The 20,245-nt window shown below is 69.2% G+C and carries 19 protein-coding genes and 1 pseudogene; 4 read left to right on the top strand and 16 right to left on the bottom strand.

Annotation, left to right across the window (positions count from 1 at the left end):
- Window positions 1–146: 146 nt before the first annotated feature.
- The 10 genes and pseudogenes from ACFWVV_RS20335 to ACFWVV_RS20290 form a co-directional block, all read right to left on the bottom strand.
- On the bottom strand, window positions 147–362 hold the full coding sequence (locus ACFWVV_RS20335; RefSeq protein WP_384353038.1) for a hypothetical protein: 216 nt from the start codon (window positions 360–362) through the stop codon (window positions 147–149).
- A gap of 268 nt (window positions 363–630) precedes the next feature.
- On the bottom strand, window positions 631–936 hold the full coding sequence (locus ACFWVV_RS20330; RefSeq protein WP_384353035.1) for a hypothetical protein: 306 nt from the start codon (window positions 934–936) through the stop codon (window positions 631–633).
- Window positions 937–1,534: 598 nt separating this feature from the next.
- Window positions 1,535–1,725 (bottom strand): annotated as a pseudogene (locus ACFWVV_RS20325) (ISKra4 family transposase); the annotation flags it as partial.
- A gap of 70 nt (window positions 1,726–1,795) precedes the next feature.
- Entirely contained in the window at window positions 1,796–2,344 is a 549-nt protein-coding gene (locus ACFWVV_RS20320) for a hypothetical protein (protein ID WP_384353033.1), read from the bottom strand.
- Window positions 2,313–4,007, bottom strand: coding sequence for an alpha-amylase family protein (locus ACFWVV_RS20315; RefSeq protein WP_384353030.1), 1,695 nt, complete (start codon window positions 4,005–4,007; stop codon window positions 2,313–2,315). The genes ACFWVV_RS20320 and ACFWVV_RS20315 overlap by 32 nt, the downstream gene beginning before the upstream one ends.
- Window positions 4,004–5,002, bottom strand: a complete 999-nt coding sequence (locus ACFWVV_RS20310) for a TIGR03885 family FMN-dependent LLM class oxidoreductase (RefSeq protein ID WP_384353027.1) — start codon at window positions 5,000–5,002, stop codon at window positions 4,004–4,006. Before ACFWVV_RS20310 ends, ACFWVV_RS20315 begins: the two co-directional genes overlap by 4 nt.
- Window positions 5,003–5,059: 57 nt before the next feature.
- Window positions 5,060–6,760 carry an alpha-glucosidase gene (locus ACFWVV_RS20305; RefSeq protein WP_384353024.1) on the bottom strand — a complete coding sequence of 567 codons (1,701 nt, stop codon included), beginning with the start codon at window positions 6,758–6,760 and terminating at the stop codon, window positions 5,060–5,062.
- Window positions 6,761–7,213: 453 nt separating this feature from the next.
- Complete coding sequence (locus tag ACFWVV_RS20300) at window positions 7,214–7,888, bottom strand: hypothetical protein (RefSeq protein WP_384353022.1); 675 nt, start codon at window positions 7,886–7,888, stop codon at window positions 7,214–7,216.
- 255 nt (window positions 7,889–8,143) lie between these two features.
- A complete protein-coding gene (locus ACFWVV_RS20295; RefSeq protein ID WP_384422747.1) occupies window positions 8,144–8,284 on the bottom strand; it encodes a hypothetical protein in 141 nt (46 codons plus the stop codon).
- A 282-nt stretch (window positions 8,285–8,566) separates the two neighbouring features.
- Window positions 8,567–9,034 carry a MarR family winged helix-turn-helix transcriptional regulator gene (locus ACFWVV_RS20290; RefSeq protein WP_384353019.1) on the bottom strand — a complete coding sequence of 156 codons (468 nt, stop codon included), beginning with the start codon at window positions 9,032–9,034 and terminating at the stop codon, window positions 8,567–8,569.
- A 49-nt stretch (window positions 9,035–9,083) separates the two neighbouring features.
- Here ACFWVV_RS20290 and ACFWVV_RS20285 point away from each other — a divergent pair, with 49 nt between their 5' ends.
- Both ACFWVV_RS20285 and ACFWVV_RS20280 read left to right on the top strand, forming a co-directional pair.
- Window positions 9,084–9,608, top strand: a complete 525-nt coding sequence (locus tag ACFWVV_RS20285; RefSeq protein WP_384353016.1) for an SgcJ/EcaC family oxidoreductase — start codon at window positions 9,084–9,086, stop codon at window positions 9,606–9,608.
- Between the two features lie 76 nt (window positions 9,609–9,684).
- Window positions 9,685–9,798, top strand: coding sequence for a DUF6354 family protein (locus ACFWVV_RS20280; RefSeq protein ID WP_384353013.1), 114 nt, complete (start codon window positions 9,685–9,687; stop codon window positions 9,796–9,798).
- Between the two features lie 39 nt (window positions 9,799–9,837).
- On the opposite strand, the gene ACFWVV_RS20275 is transcribed toward ACFWVV_RS20280, so the two are convergent.
- Window positions 9,838–10,584, bottom strand: a complete 747-nt coding sequence (locus ACFWVV_RS20275) for a hypothetical protein (protein WP_384353010.1) — start codon at window positions 10,582–10,584, stop codon at window positions 9,838–9,840.
- A 564-nt stretch (window positions 10,585–11,148) separates the two neighbouring features.
- Between ACFWVV_RS20275 and ACFWVV_RS20270 the strand changes: the two genes are divergently transcribed.
- Both ACFWVV_RS20270 and ACFWVV_RS20265 read left to right on the top strand, forming a co-directional pair.
- Window positions 11,149–11,385, top strand: a complete 237-nt coding sequence (locus tag ACFWVV_RS20270) for a hypothetical protein (protein ID WP_384353008.1) — start codon at window positions 11,149–11,151, stop codon at window positions 11,383–11,385.
- Window positions 11,382–11,579, top strand: coding sequence for a hypothetical protein (locus ACFWVV_RS20265; protein WP_384353005.1), 198 nt, complete (start codon window positions 11,382–11,384; stop codon window positions 11,577–11,579). Before ACFWVV_RS20270 ends, ACFWVV_RS20265 begins: the two co-directional genes overlap by 4 nt.
- A 53-nt stretch (window positions 11,580–11,632) precedes the next feature.
- Here the strand turns inward: ACFWVV_RS20265 and ACFWVV_RS20260 are convergent, their stop codons facing one another.
- From ACFWVV_RS20260 to ACFWVV_RS20240, 5 genes are all read right to left on the bottom strand, one after another.
- Window positions 11,633–11,824 (bottom strand): hypothetical protein, encoded by a 192-nt coding sequence (locus tag ACFWVV_RS20260; protein WP_384353002.1) that lies wholly within the window; start codon window positions 11,822–11,824, stop codon window positions 11,633–11,635.
- A gap of 76 nt (window positions 11,825–11,900) precedes the next feature.
- Window positions 11,901–15,191 (bottom strand): RHS repeat-associated core domain-containing protein, encoded by a 3,291-nt coding sequence (locus ACFWVV_RS20255; protein ID WP_384352999.1) that lies wholly within the window; start codon window positions 15,189–15,191, stop codon window positions 11,901–11,903.
- Window positions 15,192–16,348: 1,157 nt separating this feature from the next.
- Window positions 16,349–17,596, bottom strand: coding sequence for a helix-turn-helix domain-containing protein (locus ACFWVV_RS20250; protein ID WP_384352996.1), 1,248 nt, complete (start codon window positions 17,594–17,596; stop codon window positions 16,349–16,351).
- Window positions 17,597–18,148: 552 nt separating this feature from the next.
- Window positions 18,149–18,847: a pyridoxamine 5'-phosphate oxidase family protein gene (locus tag ACFWVV_RS20245; protein ID WP_384352994.1), complete on the bottom strand. Its 699-nt coding sequence runs from the start codon at window positions 18,845–18,847 to the stop codon at window positions 18,149–18,151.
- A 56-nt stretch (window positions 18,848–18,903) separates the two neighbouring features.
- Window positions 18,904–20,148: an ATP-grasp domain-containing protein gene (locus ACFWVV_RS20240; RefSeq protein ID WP_384352991.1), complete on the bottom strand. Its 1,245-nt coding sequence runs from the start codon at window positions 20,146–20,148 to the stop codon at window positions 18,904–18,906.
- Window positions 20,149–20,245 lie beyond the last annotated feature (97 nt).

Genomic DNA, 20,245 nt, shown 5'->3' with positions numbered 1-20,245 from the left:
AGGGGCGGATGCCTGTACGACCATCGGATGCGCGACCGGTCGTCCTGATCGCGCCCTTGCGAGCGATTTGAGCGCCGTCATCGCGGAAGCCGGGCGTCCGAACGCTTTGCGGGGTGAGGCACGCGAGCCCCGGCCCGGCGCTCCCCTCACGCCTCCGCCGGGGCCGTCAGCCGGGCCTCCGGCAGATCGGGCCGAACTGGGGCCCGTTCGGCGGTCCGGCCCTCCCGCAGCGCGCGGCCGAAGACAGCCGCCGAGGGGTGCGGGTTGCTGCGCGGACAGGCGTACGTGAGGACGGCGGGCGGGGTCCCCGTCAGCGGCAGGTACAGGATGTCCGGGTCCGGGTGCTGCGCGGCCACCGACACCGGGAGCAGGCCGGCCCCGCGCCGGGCGGCGATGGCGTGCAGGTACTCCTCGATGTTGGCGGCCTCGGCGCCGATCTCGGGGGGTGGCGCCGGCGGGCCAGTCCTGCGGGGTGAGCGAGCAGCTGACGGTGTTGACGACCAGACAGCGGCGCCCCCGGGTCGCGCCAGACGACCCGGTCGCGCGCGGCCAGGGTCAAGCTGCGGGAGACGGTCGCGCTGCGCGGTTCCCGCAGGATCTCGGTGGGCACCAGCCGCGGGTCGCGCACCGTCACCCGGAGCAGCGCCGCGTCGACGGGCCCGTCGCGCGGTCCCGCGGACGCACTCGTCGCGCAGTCCCGCGGACGCAGCCGTCGCGCAGTCCCGCGGTGCGGTCGTCGCGCACTCCCGCGGTGCGGTCGTCCCTGCGCCCGATATGTACGAGGGCGTGGTGCCGCTCCTCCAGCATGGCCTGCGCCTGCCGGCCGCGCCGGCGGGGGAAGCCCCACGCGTAGCGGAGCCGCAGCGAGGGCTGCGGCTCGGTCGGCTGGAGCGCGTTTTCGAGCTGGGGCAGCAGGACTTGGAGATCGGTCCGCAACCGGTCGCCCTCGGAGGTGAGCCGGGGGTGCCGGGTGCAGTGGCGCCGTCGGCGGGTGGTCCTCCACCGACCGAACTCACCAGTGATCCACTGGGTACACCGTCAGGGCTCAGGCTGCGTTTCGCGCTCTTGTCCACAGCGGTGCTGGACGCGCGGTCTTCTCCCGCATCAGGTACGAAGCAGACCTCGTACCCGTTGCGCCTGACGCGATGAAAGGGGCCCATCCCACATGCTCACTCGGTCTTGGAGATGGGGGCTTCGCGGAGGGTGAACCGTGGGTGCTTCCTGAGGACCGCCCCTGACCTGCCTCCCGGCAGGACCGGGGGCTATGTTCGCCCCCGGAGCTTATGGATCACGAATATCACGGCCGCCACAATAAGGACTAGGAATAAGAAAAGGTTCAGAAAGGCCGTGACCAACTTCCCTGTCCCCTGGGAGCTCTCCCCTGCCGTCATGGCATTCCGATTACCCCTGCACCCGCAGCCGAACCCTAGAGGTCCGGATCGAGGCGTATGCCGTGGAGTTGCACGACTGATCGGGAAGCACTCAGAGCGGCGCTGTTGATCAGAAACCTATGGGTTCTCGTCCAGGACGTAGCGGACGTGTGGGCCGCTTCCACCGCAGCGAGCCTGCGCAGTCCCATCGAGTGACGGCCCGCGGGCAGCGACAGAGCCGCGTCCCCCGGATGGACGTTGGCCACCCCGGGGCCCGGTGGGCCACCCGTTCCACCCGCACGAGCCCGATCAGGCAGGCCAGCCAGCGTCCGTGACCCGTCTCCCGCCACGGGCGTGCTGAGGGGCACAGGGGGGTTGCGGCAGCGTGAGTATCCACGAACCGGGGGACAATCCTGAGCACCGCGTCAGCGCACCCACGACCCGGGACCAGCCGGATCGGCGGCACGACTTGTGCGGCGCTCGGACCGGCCGATCGACCAGCGCCGGGGCCGGGGCCGGTGGACCTTGACGTGGTTCTCCCCCGAGGTCATCGACAGCGCCGCGGTCAACTGGCGCATCCGCGCCAGGGCCAGCTGCGGATGGGCGGCCTCGGTACGCAGCAGGATCTGCACAGCAAACACCACCCCCGCGGCGGGTTGCAGCTTGCCGACGCCGTCGCGCAGATCGGTCTGCCGCGGGATCCGCTCGCAGGGGCTGGAGGCGTCGGCGCCACCGGACCAGGCCGAGGTCATCGAGCCCCGGAAGCCGCCTCCGCCCGGGCCGCCGGTCAGGCGCTCGCCGTACGCGGACGGCCCCCGGCGGGCGGCCCGCGCCATCAGGCGGCGCCGGCAGCGGGCCGGGCGCCGTTCGCCGACCGGCACCAGGTCGAAGACCGCCTCCGCCTGCTCCCCGTCCGTGCGGCCGGACACCTCGCGCGCGGGGTCACACCGCTGTCGCCCGATCCGGGTCGTCAAGGGGGGTGTTGACCCTCAGCCACCGGTAGCCGTACGGGTCCAGCGCGACATCGACGAGGCCGGCGGCCGCCGACTTGAGGGTGTCACCGGTGAAGACGTCGGTGAGCAGCCGGCCGCCCCTCAGTCCCGGGACCTCGACGGAGGCGGTGACGGACCGCTCGGAGAAGTTGTGCAGCACGAGCACCGCGCCGCCCTCCAGCGAACTGAGGTGGGCCAGCACGCCCGGATCGTCCGCGTCGATGACCAGGTAGTCGCCCCAGGCCAGCTCGGGGGTCTCCCGGTAGCGTTCGATCAGCGTCCGCATCCGGCCCAGCGGTGAAGCCGGGTCGTGCGCCTGGTCGTGCACGTTGACCTTCGTCGGGCCGAACGCACCCGTCGCGACGGGATTCGGCAGTTCCACTCCCTCCCCCGCGGTGAATCCGCCACTCTTGTCAGGCGTCCACTGCATCGGGGTGCGGACGGCCTGCCGGCCCTCGGCGGCGAGGTTCTCGCCCATGCCTATCTCCTCGCCGTAGAACAGCACTGGTGTGCCGGGCAGGGAGAAGAGCAGGCTGTAGGCCAGTTCCACGCGCCGCCGGTCGCCGTCGACCATCGGCGGCAGGCGGCGGCGCAGGCCCCTGTCGTAGAGCTGCATGTCCTTGTCGGGGCCGAAGGCGGCGAACACCTCGGCGCGCTCGTCGTCGTCGAGTTTGTCGAGCGTGAGCTCGTCGTGGTTGCGGACGAACGTCGCCCAGTGCGCGTCGCGGGGCGCCGCGGGGCGCTCCCGGAGGGCCGCCGCCAGAGGAGCCGCCTCGCCCCGCGCCATCGACAGGTACATCTGCTGCATACCGATGAAGTCGAAGCACATGGTCAGCTCGTCACCGCGGGAAGACTCCGAGTCGCCGAAGAACTTCGCGGTGTCCGGGTAGGGCAGGTTCACCTCGCCGAGCAGCACCGCGTCTCCGCTGCGACGTCCCAGGAAGGCCCGCAGGTCGGCGAGGTACTCGTGCGGGTCGGGCAGCTGGTCCGCGTCCTGCTGGCCGTCGGTCTCCAGCAGGAACGGCACCGCGTCGACCCGGAATCCCGACAGTCCGAGCTGCGTCCAGAAGCCCATGATGCGCGCTATCTCGTCACGGACCGCCGGGTTGGCGACGTTGAGGTCGGGCTGCTGCTTGTAGAACCGGTGCAGGTAGTACTGGTCGGTGGTCTCGTCGTGCTCCCACACGCTCTTCTCGACGTCGGGGAAGACGACGCCCTCGGGGCCTTCCTCCGGCGGGCTGTCGCACCAGACGTACCAGTCGCGGTACTTCGACGTGCGGCTGGAGCGGGCATCCTGGAACCACGGATGGTGGTCGGAGGTGTGGTTGACGACCAGGTCGGCGATGACCCGGATGCCCCGGTCGCGGGCGGTGCGCACGAACTCGGTGAAGTCACCCAGCGTGCCGAGCCGGGGATCGACGGCGTAGAAGTCGGTGATGTCGTAGCCGTCGTCGCGCTCCCGCGTCGGGTAGAACGGCATCAGCCACACGCAGGTGACGCCGAGGCGCACCAAGTGGTCGATGCGCTGTGTCAGGCCCGCGAAGTCGCCGGTGCCGTCGCCGTCGGAGTCCTGGTACGTCTCCACGTCCAGGCAGTAGACGACCGCGTTCTTCCACCACAGGTCGGAGGTGCGGGTCAGCCTCATCGGACACCCTCCGCGACGGCGGCCGGGGGCCGGGTGACGTCCAGCTGCGGCAGCACCTTCGCGCCGAACGCGTCGATGAAGGCGCTCTGCTCCTTGCCGACGTGATGCAGCATGACGGCGTCGAAGCCGAGGTCGGCGTACTCCTGGAGCCAGGCCGCGTGCCGGCCGAGATCGTTGGAGATGTTGACGGACTCCGCGACCCTGTCCGGAGAGACGTGCTCGCTGACGTTGTCGAACAGCTCGGCGGAGTCGAGGTCCCAGCTCGCCGGCGGCCCGTGCACGTTGGTGCGCCACTGGTCATGGGCGAGTTCCCGGGCGGTCTCCAGTTCGGGGGCCCAGCTGAGGTGCACCTGGAGGTGCAGCCGGCCGACTCCGCCCGCCGAACGGTAGGCGTCCACGATCCGGCGCAGTGTCTCGCGCGGCGCGTTCACCGTGATCAGGCCGTCCGCCCACTCCGCGCACCACCGCGCGGTCGCCTCGCTGCACGCGGCCCCCACCAACGGCGGCACCGTCTCCGGACGGGTCCACAACCTGGCCCGGTCCACGGTCACCAGCCCGTCGTGGCTCACCTCCTCGCCGCGCAGCAGCGCCCGGATGATGTCGACGCACTCGAGCAGCCTCGCGTTCCGGACGTCCTTACGCGGCCAACGGTCGCCGGTGATGTGTTCGTTGGACGCCTCACCGCTTCCCAGCGCCGTCCAGAAGCGGCCTGGGTACATTGCGGCGAGGCTGCCGATCGCCTGCGCGACGATCGCCGGATGGTAGCGCTGGCCCGGGGCGTTCACCACTCCGAAGGGGATTCTGTCGGTGGCCTGGAGCGCCGCGCCGAGCCAGGACCAGGCGAAGCCGGACTCACCCTGCCGGACGCTCCACGGTGAGAAGTGGTCCGAGCACATCGCGGCGGTGAAGCCCGCGCCTTCCGCGCGTACGACGGCTGCCAGCAGGTCGGCGGGAGGTACTTGTTCATGGGAGGCGTGGAATCCATAGACGGTCATGGGATACGCGTACCCGGCACGGGAGGGATCATCGGTCGCCGTCCCTGCCCGCTTTGCTCAGTCCTTGCGCCGGTGCACCCGCGCCTCCCACGGGGCAAGCACCAGGCGGCCGGGCCTCGGGGGGACCGACGGGCCGTTGCCCATGACGAGTTCGGCGCCGTCCCATCCGGCGGGCATCACGGCGGAGGCCGTGTCGCCGGTGAAGTTCCCGACGACCAGGAGCACCGTGCGGCCGTACCGGCGGGTGAAGGCGTAGATCCGCTCGTCGTCCGGCAGCAGCATCGTGAAGTCCCCGTGCACGACGGCCGGTTCCCGGTGCCGGAGGGCGATCAGCCGACGGTAGTGGTGGTAGACGGAGCCGGGATCCGCGAGGGCCGCTTCGGCGTTGACCTCGGTGTGGTCCGGATTGACGGGGATCCACGGGGTGCCCGTGGTGAACCCCGCATGCGGGGACGCGTCCCACTGCATGGGTGTGCGGGCGTTGTCGCGGCCCATTGCCCGTAGTCCCGGGAGGACGTCTTCGGGTTCCGCCCCCGCGCGCAGCGCCTCGGTGTAGTGGTTCAGGGATTCGATGTCCCTGAAGTCCTCGATGGTGCGCAAGGGCGCGTTGGCCATGCCGAGTTCCTCGCCCTGGTAGATGTACGGCGTGCCCCGGTGCAGGTGGAGCACGGTCGCGAGCATCGTCGCGGACCGGGTCCGGTGGCTCGGTCCGTCGTCACCGAACCGAGAGACCACCCGGGGCTGGTCGTGGTTGTTCCAGTACAGGCTGTTCCACCCGACGTCGGCGAGGCCGGACTGCCAGCGGCCGAGCGAGGCCTTGAGGTCGGTGAGCCGCAGTGGGCGGGGATCGAACTTGCCCCGTCCGTGGTCGAGCCCTACGTGTTCGAACTGGAAGACCATGTCGAGCTCGGCACGCGCCGGGTCGGTGAACAGGCGGGCCTGCTCGACCGTCACCCCTGGCATCTCCCCCACGGTCAACAGCCGGCCCGGGTACCGGGCGATCACCTCGCGGTGCATCTCCTGGAGGTAGTCGTGTATGCGGGGTCCGCAGACGAAGTAGGGCGAGCCGTCACCGTACGGCCCCTGTTCGTGCAGCTCGCCGTCGGGGAGGGCGGGGTGCTTGGAGATGAGGTTGACGACGTCCATCCGGAAGCCGTCCACGCCCCGGTCCAGCCACCAGCGCATCATTTCGTACACGGCCCGACGCATCCGGGGGTTGTCCCAGTTGAGGTCGGGCTGCTTCGGCGAGAAGAGATGGAGATAGTACGCGTCGCTCGCCGCGTCCAGCTCCCAGGCGGAACCGGAGAAGAAGGAGCCCCAGTTGTTGGGTTCGCGTCCCTCACGTGGCGGACGCCACCAGTACCAGTCGCGCTTCGGGCTCGCCGGGTCGCGTGACTCCTGGAACCACGGATGCTCGTCGGAGGTGTGGTTGACGACCAGGTCCATGACGAGTTTCATCCCGCGCTCGTGCACGGCGCCCAGCAGCCGGTCGAAGGCCGCCAGGTCACCGAAGACGGGGTCGATGTCCTGGTAGTCGCTGATGTCGTACCCGTTGTCGGCCTGCGGGGACGGGTTGACGGGCGACAGCCAGAGCACGTCGACGCCGAGCCCGGACAGATGGTCCAGGCGTCCGGTGAGGCCGTCCAGGTCGCCGACGCCGTCACCGTCGGAGTCGGCAAAGCTGCGCGGATAGACCTGGTAGACCACCGCGGACCGCCACCACGCGTCCTCGGCGTGCCCCACGTCGTCGGCTGCCATCGGTGGACTCCTCTCGCCCGGGGTGGGGAACATGAGTCTCCTTTCCCCGGAGGCTGAGGTCATACCGGTCAGGGCGGCATCGCCGGCCCGGCGCCCCGGCTCCCCCGGGACGAACCGACCCGCTGAGGCCCCTCCCTGCGCGCACCGGCCGGCGCCTTCTCGGCGAACTCCCCGCGCGAGGTATGTCGGACCTCGCCCCTCAGCGGTCCCGTACTGGAGGGCAGGTTTGCCGATCCTGCGCTGACGACGGTCCGCAGGCCGGCAGACCGGCCAGACCGGCTTGGCCCTGGGGGTCAGTCGGAGTGTGATCGCGCCGGTCAGGAACCGGGACGTGCCCACCGGGGAGCATTCCTCAACCCGGAACTCGTCGTCCGGGCCTCGACGGGGCCGGTCGGAGGCCGGCGTCCCGCCTGGCCGGTCGGAGGCAGGGGGCAGGGGTCTTTCCGAGGCCAGTCAGAGGCGGGGGCAGGGGTTCTCCGGGTCCAGCACCTCGTGGCCCCGTACGGACGGGGACGCGCTGCCGTCGGCCGTGCCGGTCAGGCACACGCTGCCCAGGTCCAGACTGAAGCGCGTCCCGGTGCCGGGCTGCTCGCGCGTCTTCAGCACGCTGTCCACGTATCCGCTGCGGTTCAGCGAGCCGCGCACCTGCGCAGGGGCCTTGAGGCCCTGCACCGCCTTGGTGACGCGGCCGGTGTGCGCCTGGGTGACGCACTTGTTTCCGGTCCCCAGCTCCGCCTCCGCCTTCTTGTCCTCCTCGGTCCTCTTGTACGAACCCGGGCTCAACTCGTCGGGCGAGGGCGGCCCGTCGGGGATGGGCGGCGGCGGCGGAGAGGCCGACGGAGTGGCGGGCGCTTCGTCGGCGAGCGGCGGCTCCTTGGGAAGGCCGGGGAAGCAGGGCTCGGCGACCTTGTTCAGGAACTTCATGAAGGTGAGCAGCTGAGCGGATTCCCCGGGGCCTGGCTCGGCATCCGGCTTCGATGCCGCCGCGGCGCCGACGCCCTTCGCGGGCTTGGCCGCCGTCGCGGGGCCGCTGCCGTCGTCCTGGGTGGTGCCGCATGCGGTGAGGGCCAGTGCGCACAAGGCAGTTGCGGAGATGAGGTAACGGCGCATGCCGAGGATTCGCTTCATGTGCACATCCTGTGCGCGCCGGATCGACGGCACGTGAGTACAGGCACTCAACTGTCCCTGGGTGATCTTCCCCGAGGCGTTTGGGTAGGTCGACCGAGCCGGATCCTGCCCTTGGGCCTCCCGCACAGGCGTTGCAAATCTCCCACATGCTCGCCGACCTGGAGGAACGTCTGGTTTAACTCGACTCCGATGACCCTTGACCCGTGATCTGGTTACAGAGCCTCCAGTGATCACGACTTCAGACAGGCCCTGGTCTCAACTGGGCTTCGGTCCGGCAGGCAGATCCACCACGTCGGCGAGCGCGAGGATCTCGGCGGTCGTTTCCTGCCCGAGCGTCTCCACGGGTCGTTCTTCAGTGGAACCGATCAGGATCCATGACTGGTTCGGTCGACGCACCGACTGCGTAACCGCCTCGCTGCGGCCCCATTCAGGGATATCGGGCGGGCCGCAGCAACGGGCATGGAGCGAGCGCCGATCAGGAGAAGGATCACGAGCCGGAGGTGACGTCTCCGGTGTCCTCGGCGTACGTGATGAGTCAAGCACGTCGGGGAGGAAGCCGGGCAGAACGATGGGCGTGCTGTCAGCGCGCTCGCCGCGGTCGCGGAGGTGCCGCTGGAGTTGGTCGCTCGGTGACCGAATTCGTCCTGGACGGTGCCGAAGTGCCCGTGCGACCCGTCGTCAGCCCGGCGGGGTCGGAGTCATAGTGAGGCGAGTTGTCTGGGCATGCTGCACTCGGCGGGCTGTCTGGAGGAAGTCCAGGATGACTGCCAACTGGTCCTCGTTGTAACGGCTCAGGGCCTGTGCTCCGGCATGGCCGACGGGTCGGAAGATCTCTGCTTCGACGGCGCGGGCCTCATCGGTGGCGGTGACGAGCACCCGGCGCCGGTTGTCGTCGTCGCGGCTGCGGGAGACGTAGCCGGCGCGAGAGAGGCGATCGATGGCCGTGGTCGTCGCCGCGGGGCTGAGCTTGACGGCGGTGCTGATCTCACCGGCCGACAGGGGCCCGCAGCCCAGCACTACGTCCAGGCAGCGCAGGTCGGTGCGGTTGAGCCCGAGGCGAGCGGCGACGGCTTCATCGAAGGCGTCGAAGCTTTGCTGGAGCAGCCGCAACTGCATCGCGATGTCACTCTTGGCATCTTTCGACATTCGAAGCTTCCTGTTACCGTAAGTTTCGTCAAGCGAAATAATACTCCTTGTGGAGGCACCTGTGCGCACCCGGCCCGGCACCGACGACGACCGCCAGATCCGCCGACTTTTCGAGCAGTTCATGCAGGCCTGGACCGCAGGCGACGCCCTGGCATTCGGCGCATGCTTCACCGAGGACTCCGACTACGTCTCTTACGACGGCACCCGCGCCGTCGGTCGTGTCCAGCACCAGGACAACCACGACCGGCTCTTTCGCGGGGTGCTGGCCGACTCGGCCCTGATCGGGGAGCTTGAGTCGATCCGGCACATCGCCCCGGGCGTCGCGATCATCCACGGCACCGCGTCAGTCCTCATGCCCTGGCGCTCCCGCCTGCCCAAGCGCCGCCTGTCACGGCAAAGCGTCGTCGTGGTCCACACCGACCAGGGCTGGAAGATCACCGCAATCCACAACGGCCGGGTGCGGCCGATCGCCGTTCCCGCACCCGACGCCCTGCCCTCCCGCATGTCCCGCCTAGTGACCCGCACCGCCCGTCGCCTCGGCGTCGGCCACCACCGCGCAACCGCCCACCCCTGATGCGTTACACACGCCGGCGCCCCTCCCACTGCAACGCGCTCGGTCCGGCGGGTACTGACGGGCCGCCAGTCACCTCTTGGCTGCAATGAGCAGCGTGCAGAGCAACGGCGCAACGCCCGTGGAGTACGGGAGGGCGGCACTGCGCGTGCACAGGGAACTCCTCGCCGAGGAAGAGCACACTCGCGGCTGACCACTTCCGCTCAGCCGCGGTGCCGAGCCGGTTGTCCTTTTACCGTGCGGCCGCCTGCACGCCCGCGTCCTGCGGCGGGGCGGCGGTGTAGAACACGGAGTTCTGCTGCTGGAGCCGCTGCGCCTTGCTCCGGCTGATCAGGGTGTTGAGGGCGTTGCGGACCAGCTGGTCGCTGGTGGAGCGCTCGGGGTGGTGCTCCTTGAACGCGGCGACGATTTCCTTCGTCGAGCGGGGGGTGTCCGCGCTGAGCAGCGGGGCGACCAGGTCGGCCAGGGACGGGCCCCGCTTGGTCCGCCCGGCCGGAGCCGCTTTCGTTGTGGTGGCCCGCTGGCCGGGAACCCTCTTCGCCGCCGGCTTCCTTGCGGCCCGCTTCTCGGGCGCGTCCGCGGGTGCCGTCCCGATCGCCTCGGCGGCGTCCGGCCCGGAGTTCTCCGCGGGGGCATTCGCAGACGCCGGTACCTCCGTAGCGGCGGTGGGGGTCTGCGGCTTCGTGGCCTTCCTCCGGGCCCGCTTGGCCTTCACCGGTGCCGGGGCCGTAACTTCCTCGGCGGCGGGAGCCGCAGGAGCGTCGTCGGCGGGCGGAGCTTCAGCGGCGGTGGCGTGGGCGGCTGCGGCCTGGGCGCGCATGGTCTCGAGCCAGGTGTACTCCTGCGCCAGGACGGCGAGACGCTTCTGCGCCTCCTCCACCTGCGCTCGGGCCTTCTCCTGCTCCTCGGCGTTCCTCGCCAGGTCATCCGCCAGCTGCTGCATGTACTGGTCCTGGATCGGGGTGGTACTCAACGACATCGTCGCTCGCTCTCACAAAAGGGGGCACGTGGATAGCCGGATGCTACTCATACACAGCACCCAGCACAGACACCTCCACCCCGGCCCCACCCCTACGGGAAGGCGGAGGTGAAGGCGGCGTCCCTTCCGGGGGGGGGAAACGGCGCCGAGCCTCAGGCTCTTTGAGCGAGGTTGACTGCCTCGCGCGGCAAAGCTGGTACACCGCTGAGCCGAGCAGCCCCGCCTGGCATTCAGCCACTGGCCTGCGCGCAGTTCTCGCCCTACGGAATACGTCCTCGTAACCGTTTCTGTCCGTGGCTGGCCCAGTGCACGGCTGCGGTCGACACCCTCCGGTGAACGTTCTGGCCCACGGGCAAGGCGAGTGGCCACAACGGGGGCGGGACCGTTCCCAGACTCGGGAGTGCCCCCCGGTTCCCTCCGCCGGCCCAGGTTGCTACCGATAGACCCCACAGGGATTCACCGCCTGCCGACGCGGTCTCACCTGCAGTTTTCACGCTTCGCCCTCCGAGTTGCGCTGCGAGGCGAGACACGGAGTGCGTACTTGGTGATGGTGGAGGAGCTGGGATGGATCTCCTGGCCATGTGGGTGTCGGGGGTAACGCTGGTACGGGGACACCTCGTGCATCTGGCCTATCTCGCGGTCAGGGAACGGTCTGCCGTCCGGTACGCCGAGCTCGCGCAGCAAGGGCTCTCCGAGCGGATCCGCTCGCTGCCCACCGGAAGCACGTTGACCGAGAGAAGTGCCGACCGCGACGTGGAAATCGTCGTCGGCTCGCCCTCCAGCAGCAGGGGAGAAAGGTGACGTGCCTGAACTCCCGGCGGCTGACGGACGAGCAGGCCAACAGGCGCTGCCCGTTCCGGCCGATGCCCGGCGCGGTAGATGTGGTGGCCCGGTTCGCCGCCAGGGTGCCGGTCGCGGTAGCAGGCAACGTTCCCTGCGTCCTCCTGGACACCTCGCTGGCACACGGCGGTCTGGTGCGCAGGATGCACTGGTGAGGGTCTACGCAGTGGTGGCCTCCCGCAGGGATCGCGGAAGGCCACCATCGTGCTTACAGCTGGTTCTTCTTGTTGACTCGTGCTCCTATGACTGCCCAGCCCACGAAGAGGACGGTCATCGCGAGGACGGTGAGCCCTCCGGCCGTCATGCCCATGAACAGCAGGGCGATCGAGAGGATGACACCGAGTACGCCGAAGACGTAGGTGGCTGTCAGCAGCCGCTTGGCCAGTGCCTGTCGTTGCACGGAGACTCCTACCTGGCGCACCTTGCATCGCCTCTCATCATCATCGGATGTCCACCGATGGGTTATCTGTTCGGATTCAGCTGAATGGCATTTGAGCGATCTGGCTTCCGGCCCAGCTGGCTGCGTAACAGCCAAGGCCGAAGCCAAGGGAGGCACCAAGCGTGAGAGGTGCGGCCAGCATCATGCTTCCGCATGCTGTGCCTATGCCGCCGCCCACGACGGCACCTGCCACGTCACCCCACAGGGCCTTGGTATCCCCTTCAGCAAGGTGCTGGCCGGCCTGGATGAGGTCACCGACCGGGCCCAGTGCGTCGACCGCCGCGAGACCGTTGGGGTCGATGCGGTTGACAGGGTCGCCTTCAGCGTAGAGGTAGGGGTTCTTCTCCTGGCCGGAGGGGTCGGGGCTGGTGAAGCGGCCGACGCGGGGGTCGTAGTAGCGCGCCTTGAGGTGGTAGAGGCCGGTGGGGTCCTGGTAGCCGCCGGTGAACCGGTAGGGCTGGGGGGCCTTTTCGGTGAAGGTGCCGTCGACGCCGCGGGGGCTGTAGCGGTACTCGTCCACCTTCGTGCCGGTCTCGTCCGCGAGCGCGAGGACGGAGCCGAGCGCATCGGTGAGGTAGTAGTACGACTTGCCCCCGGTGGTCATGGAGTTGAGGGTGCCCGTGGGCTCCCGGTTGAATCCCATGTCTCCGGTCGGGTCGGTCTTCCCGGAGAGGCCGAGGGGGCCGTTGTGCATGGTGGTGTCGCCGTAGTAGAGGCGCTCGGACTGGTCGGTGGAACCGTAGGTGCCCGAGTACGTCTTGCCTGCCACCGTCAGCGACGTCTGCTGAGAGTGGTCCGACCAGACTCCGCCCGTACGCGCACGCTCCACACTGACGTTGCCCGCGGTCTCGTTGCCCGCGGCGTCATGCGACCAGCCCGCAGTCGAGCCACCCCGTGAGGTGATCTGGGAGGCGTCGTTGTAGGTGTAGGCCGTGCCCGCAACCGGGCAGCCCTTGACCGAGCCCTGGGAGGTGAGGTTTCCTGCCGCGTCGTAGCAGTACTGGTAGGACGCGGCGAGGGTGGTGCCCTTCATCTCCGTGGCGTAGGAGGAGCGGCCTGCACTGTCGTACTCGTAGGTACGCTTGAGACCGAAGATCCCGTCGGTGGTGGTGCGGATCTTCGTGCCGTCCTTGGTCGTCGTGCCGGAGACGTAGGAGTACGTGTACGAGGTGTTCGTCAACGTCCCCTTGGGAGAGGTCGCCTTGATCAGGGTCGGGCGGCCGGACTTGTCCGGAGTGACCTCCTGCACCGTGCCGCCGGGGTACGTGGTCTTCGTACGCTTGTCGTTGGCGTTGTAGGCGTACGTCGTCGTCCTGCCCGAGGGGTCCTTCAGCGCGGTGAGCCGGTTGGCCGCGTCGTAGGTGTAGTCGGTCAGGCCCGCCGGGTCCTTGTACGTGTCGACGTTGCCCGCCGCCGTGTACGTCAGCTCGGTCTGCGACCCGTTCTGCAGGGTGCGGATCGTCTCGCGGGAGAGCGGGTCGAACTGGTACTTCATGACACCGGTGTCGTCGGTGCGCTGCGAGAGGTTGCCGTCACCGTCGTACACGTAGGACACCGTGGTGGAGGTCGAGGAGACTTCGGCGATGCGGTCGCGGCTGTCGTAGGTGTAGACCGCCTTCACCCCGCGCCCGTCGACCATCGTCTCGATGCGGCCCGCCGCGTCGTACGTGAACGTGGTCTTCCCGAGCGGAGCCGGCGGAGTCACCTCCACGAGGCTTCCCTGGCCGTTGTAACGGAACGTGGTCACCTTGCCCCGGGCGTCGGTAGCCGTGCACCGCTGGCCCTCGAAGCCGCCGCAGGTCGGTGTCGCCTTGTTGTACGTGAACTTCTCCGTGCCGCCGCCCGTGCCCGAGACGGCCACCGACTCGGTGTTGCCCGCCGCGTCGTACGTGTAGTTGGTCTTCTCGCCGTCCGGGCTCTCCTGGTTGCCGGGGACGTCCATGCCCGCCTTCGTCGCGTACCCGCCCGCCAGCCCGGTCGCCCCGGTCGGCAGCTTCGCCGAGGTGGCGTTGTTGCGTGCGTCCCACCCGTACGCCGTCTCGTTGCCCGGGGTCGTGCCCACACCCATGCCGTCCGTCGCCGTCTTGACGTTGTGGTTCGCGTCGTAGGACGTGGCGCGGGTGTGGCCGAGCGGGTCGGTGGTCTTGGTGACGCCGCCGTCCTGGTTCAGCTCGTAGGTGGTGGTGTGCGCTTCAGGGTCGGTGACCTTCGTCTTGCCGGCCTCATACGCGTACGTGTAGGTGGGGCCGGTGTGGCCGGTGCCGTTGTAGGCGGTGGCGCGCTGCATGGAGGTGACGCGGTTCTGCGCGTCGTAGCCGAAGTTGGTCACCCGCCCGTCCGGGGTGGTGATCCGGGTCAGCCGGCGTGAGGAGTCGTACGCGAACGACGTCGCCTTGTTCGCTGTGTCGGTGGTCTTCACCAGGTCGCCTGCCGCGTTGAGGTCGAAGACGGCGGTGCGGCCGGTGTGGTCCTTGGCCTGCCACTGCGAGGCGTTCGTCTTGACCAGGTCGATCCAGCGGCCCGAGCGGGTCTCGGTGAGCTTGAAGCCCCTGTGTTCCGTACCGTCGTCGTGCTGCGTGACGGTGATGGTGCCGTTGTTGCGGTCGCTCACCTTGGTGAGGGTGCCGTACTGGTTGTACGTGTCCTTCGAGCCTGACTTGCGGTCGGTGAGCGTGAAGGAGTAGTCCGCGTTCTCCTTCAGGTCCTTCGAGTACCCGGCAGGCGCGGTGTAGGTACCGTCCGCCTTCTTCGCGAACCGGACGGAAGCACCGGTGGCGTCGTAGAGGACGAACTCGGTGTCCGATATCTGCGCGTAGCGCTCGTAGCCCTGCCACCAGCGCTGGGAGACCTTGCCCCAGGGGGCGTCCATCGAGTTGTACGTACGCGAGAGCTGCAGGCTCTGGCCCACTCCCGCGACGTCGAAGTCGGTTCCGGCCAGCATCAGGTTGCCGGTCGAGTAGCTGACCCGGGCGACGAGGGAGTCGGTGATGCGGAAGTCGGAGATCTTGTGCCACGGCACCGCCCCCTGGCCCTCGGGGACTTCGGCGGCCAGCGGGGCGGCTGCTGCGGACGGTGCGGCGAAGCGGGCCTTCTGACCGGACTCCGTGCGTGCCTCCTGCGCCTTGCGCCAAGCGGCGCGTTCCTTCGACGGTGTCGCTTCGGCGACCGGGGCCACCGGGGCTGTTTCGCCCACCTTCACCGGGGGGACAGGCAGCTTCGCCGATTCCTTGCCCCATACCGAGTTCGCGGGCACCGGCGGCGGTACCGCCGGATCAGCCGTCGCGGTCGGCAGAGCACCGGCTCCCAGAGCCAGAACCGCAAGTGCCACCGTCAGTGAGCGCCTCGCCCGAATTTGGGCGTGATTGAGCGTCAACTTCCCCCCAGGGAATGTGGTTTCCGGTACGGCCAGAGCGGCCACCGGTCACCCGCACCCTGACACAGAAAATCCACAAGATCGCCGGGCTACCCCCAAAGAATCTGAACATGCGCCTGGCGTATGCACTTTCTTTGCCGAACGGCAAAGACCTCCGTCTTGCATGGCAGAGCGAGCAGGCCCCCAACGGGTGCCCAGAGCGATCTGGGGCGGCCAGGACTTCGACCAGGAGCCCTGGCGGGCAGAGCGTGTACTGGTCGCCGTCCTTGGTGCGCGCGGACGGGCCAGGCTCCTGGCTCTTCAGGTGCGCAGCGACGTCGCGGCGCACCAGTGCGGTGAGGCGGCGGGAGAGCGTCACCCGGCCCTCGGGCAGCCGCACCACAAGCGCCACCGGGTAGGCGCGGGTACCGGTGTAGCCCACCACCACGGCGTCCACGGTGTCCGCATGTCTGATCTTCAGCCACGCTGCGGTGCGTCTCCGCGGCCGTCCCGGTAGACCACTCCCTCACCGTCCGACAGGACCCCGGAGGGAAGGTCCATCGCGGCCGCCGCCAGATCCAACCGAGCCCCGGTGACGGCACGGCCCGACTTCGAGGCGACACGTGGCGATCGCAGCCTATTGGCTCTGGGCGAAACACCCCCCACCTAACGCGTCGAGCTGCGCAGGCGACGCACACAGCTGACGCCGCGTTTGCTTCCGTTCCAGATCAGGGCCCCAAGCCAGAGAGGAAACCAACGAGCCTGCTCCGGTAGGGGGTACGTGAGAACGAGCCACGCGCGGAACAACGCCTTGCCCACCATGTAGCCGCCGCGCTTTGCTTTCGAGCCGGCAGCCTGCCGCATCGATTCCATGGCCATCCTGCGACGTCATGCAGCACCCCTGAAGAGCACCTGAGTACGCCTACTCAAAGGACAGCCTGAACTGAACATCTGCACGTTGCTACCCGCTCCCCGGAGGGGCTCCGTACTCCCCGGAGGGACTGCGTACTCCCTGCGCGTACGCCGGAGAGCTTGACGTGCTGACGTGGCGAAGCCCGGCGGAGCGGGAGGCTGCCGGGGTTCGCGTCGGTCCTGAGGGCCGGGTGCTGCCGGGCCGGTCCCGGGGCAACACGTCAGGCGGATGCGCGAGCGGGCGGGCTGCCCGGGTCCGCGGCGCTCTCGGCTGCGGCGCGCCAGACCTCCGCGCTGAGATCCGGCATGCGAGCCGCCTGTACCTGGGTGGCGAGTTCCCGAAGGCGGCGGGCGGCATCCGGGTCTCCGGAGCGACCGGCCAGGAGCTCCCGCAGGATCCTGAAGCGGATCTGGTCCCGGTAGGTCAGCAGATGCCGCTCGCCCTCGGCGCTCTCGACGATTGTCGAAGCGCCTGTCATATCTCCTTGCTGGAAGGCCAGTTGGGCCTTGAGCAGGTGGAGTTCCTGGAGGTTTCGCGGCACTCCGGCGAGCTGGAGGGCCGGCTCCACCTCGGCCAGCAGCTCCTGGGCCTCGTCCAGCAGGGGCGGTACGGACTGGAGCGACAGGGACACGGCGGCCAGGCGCAGCCGCATCCAGAGGGTGAGGTCCTCGTGGCTGTCCAGGGCCGTGAGTGCTTCCTGGATGCACTCGTGTGCCCAGGCGAAGTTGCCCTGGCGGGTGCTGACCGTGGATGCCGTCCAGTAGGCCTCCGCGGCGAGTGCGCCTTCGCGGCGGGGCAGGCTCTCGAGCACTTCGGCGCTGAGCCGGGCGGCCTCGGCCAGATTCCCCAGCTCGGCCTCGGCGGAGATGAGCAACAGCTTGATGCGGACCAGATCCGCTGTGAGTACGTGCAGTTGGTGCCGACGGCTCAGTTCCAGAGCCTCCCGTGCGGCCTGGCGCGTGTTCTCCATGTTGCCCAGGCTGCGACTGCATCGGGCGATGCGCTGGAGAACGTGGACCTGGAGGGCCGGGCGCTTCAGGTCCCGGCTCATCACCGCGAGTTCGTCGAGGACCTTCTGCTCCTCCCTGAACTCCCCCTGCACCGCGTGCTGACGGGCGAAGAGGGCCAAGGCCTCCCAGCGGGTCGTGGCGTCGACCTCCGTCGCGACGCTCAGCGCGTTGTCGAGCAGGTCACGGATCTCCGCATCGCGCTCACCGTCCGGGCGCGACGAGAGGGTCATGACGAGGTCGGTCAGATCGTTCTCGGTGTGTTCGGCGAAACTCTTCACCGGCACTTCGAGATGCTCGGCGAGGTAGGCCACCACACGGTCCGTCGGGCGGCGGGCTCCGGACTCCAGTCTGGACAGATAGGCCGCCGACATGCCGGGCCCTGTGAGCTCCGACTGCGACTTTCCCTGCTGCAGTCTCAACTGGCGCAAGCGTCGGCCGAAGCCCGGCTGCTCGAGCATGTAAGGCCACCGTCCTAGAGGGTCTCAACGTCATTCGTCCCGCGAGGCGCACGCGCAGACGCCGGAAGGGGAAGCCGCCCAGCAGCTCCCCCTTCACAGAGTGTGGCAAAGATTGCCCACTATTGGCAAGGCAGGCGATCCCCGTCACCTCATGGGCAAGGCAGGCGATCCCCCGTCACCTCACGGCCAGTCGATCTCGGCGGGGGACCCGACCGGGGCACCTGCCATTGATATCTCCGCCGCCGACTGGCCCGATGCCGGCCCCCCCTGCAGGAGCAGTGCGAGCGCGAGCGCGACGAGTCCCCCGAGTACAGCTTTCACGATGATCGTTCCCTTGTTCTTGCATACCAGTGCAGGCAGGGGTGGGTGCGATCACCCTCGACCGCCCCCCGGCGACACGGATCACCTTGCCCCCGTTGTGGCCCGCTCGAGAGATGACGGTAATCGGCCACAGACGACTTGGCAATGACTTGACAGATTTGGCAAGGCTTTCAATGTTCACCGTGTCGTTGCCTTGGCTCCACAGCGTGTGCACCCGGGGGGCACGAGAGGTCACGGGTAGAGGCGGCTCTCATAGCTCGGCCCGTACCGCTCTTCGAGCACGTCGAGCGGGACGTCCGTCCACTCGGTGCTCCTGGCGATCCGGGCCCTGGACGGGGCGGCTTCCGGGGCCCACGACGCCGGGTCCCATGCTCCGGCCCGCATGAACGCCTTGGCGCAGTGGAAGTAGGCCTCGTCGATGTCCACGACGAGGGCCAGTTTCGGCCGGTTTCCCTTGACGACCATGTGGTCGAGGAACGGAGCCGAACGGACCAGCCGGGCACGGCCGTTGATCCGCAGGGTGTCGCCCCGCCCAGGGATGACGAAGATCATGCCCACATGGGGGTTCTGCAGGATGTTGCGCCAGCTGTCGGCCCGCCGGTTTCCCGGCCGGTCGGGCATGGCGACGGTCGAGTCGTCGAGGACGTGGACGAAGCCAGGTGGGTCGCCCTTCGGGGAGACGTCGCAGGTGCCGTCGGCGGCAGAGGTCGCGAGGAGACAGAGGGGGGTGTGGCGGATCCACGCCCGTTCGAAGGTGCCAAGCACCCGGGTGGCCTTGCTGTGGACCACCGGATTCGGCTCCCCGATCAGGCCCAGCAGTTCCTCCTCGGAGGTGATTTCCTCCTGGTCCGCGTACGACTCCGACGGCCGTGGGCTCTCCGGCGGCCGTGGGCTCTCCGGCGGGGCCGGGTGCCGGTCACTCATGGACATCGGCCGGCTCCTCCGTACTCAACGACTGTGGGCTCTCCGGCGGGGCCGGGACCCGGTCACTCGGGGACATCGGCCGGCTCCTCCGTACGGACGACCACGGCCGCGCACACCTTTTCGCAGAGTGCGAGCGCGGCGTCCGCATCCGGCCCGACGGCGATCACCTGGCCGATGCGGTCCCAGCTCGACCTGAGGGGTCGCACCGTGTCTCCGACGGCGACCCCGAGATCGACGTCCAGGACGCTCTCCAGTTCCCTGGCCTCCTCCAGCCCCTCTATCGCGGTCACGGTGCCCGGCGAGGCGCTCAGGAAGCGGGTCACCGCCGCCTGGCGCAACGCGGGGCGCTCCTCCAGCGGGGGCAGCGTCCCGCTGGGCCAGGCGACGCTGTAGCGCTCGAGGTCGAAGCCGTAGGCGGCCTCCACCAGGTCCCTGATGCGGTCGCCGCCCGGCCGGTTGTGGGACTCGATCACCCGTGGGCCGCGCGAGGAGAGCCGTACCTCGGTGTGGCTCGGCCCGTCACTCAGTCCGATCGCGTCGAGGAACGTGGTCGTACAGGCCTCGACCGCCCGGGCCTCCTCCGGGCGCAGCCGGGCGGGAACGACGTGGCCGAGTTCCACGAAGTTGTCGAAGGTGAGTTTCTCCGTGATCGCGACGACGACGTGCCGGCCGGAGAAGGTGAACGCCTCGACGCTGAACTCCGGGCCGTCGGCGTACTCCTCCATGACGAACCGTTCGAGGGGGAATGCCTTGGCGAACTGGTGCTCCACCCCGCGCAGCCGGCCGATCGTCTCCCATGCCTCGTCGAGTTGGTCCGCGGACCCGATCAGCTGCAGTCCGAGGCTGGCGATGCCGTCGACCGGCTTCACGATGAACGGATAGCCGTGCGCCGCCGCGAAGGTCTCCAGGCTCGCGCGGTCGGTGACCTCCTGCGCGGCCACGGTGATCTCCGGCGCCGCGGTCTCCAGGTGACGCCGCATGCGGAGCTTGTCGCGCAGCAGCAGGGCGACGTCGTGGGAAACGCCCCCGAGCCCGAGCAGGTCGCTGATCCGTGCGGCGGGTTCCACCCCGGTCTCGCTCGTGGTGACCACGCTCGTGAAGCCGTACGCCTGGTGAGCCGCGGTGATCATGGGCTTCAGGAGGTCCCAGTCCGCGTAGTCGACCAGGAGTGCGGCGTCCACCAGGGCCGAGTGCTCCGCCGTGAACAGCTCGGGCCGCTGGAGACAGACGACGCCGAGCCCCTGTTCCTTCGCTTTGCGGATGTTCTCGATCCGCCCGCCGACGATCAGAACGCGCTGCCGGGACATGTAGCTCCTTCGCATGACGAGGTGTGCGGTGCGGGCCGAACGGCCCGACCGGGGCCGGGTGCGGTCCCTCAGCGGGACGCGGACGGTGCCTTCAGTG

The sequence above is a fragment of the Streptomyces sp. NPDC058663 genome, assembly GCF_042716745.1.
GTDB lineage: Bacteria > Actinomycetota > Actinomycetes > Streptomycetales > Streptomycetaceae > Streptomyces.
Note: the sequence above shows the minus strand (reverse complement) of the source record. Positions and strands in the feature narration are given on the sequence as shown.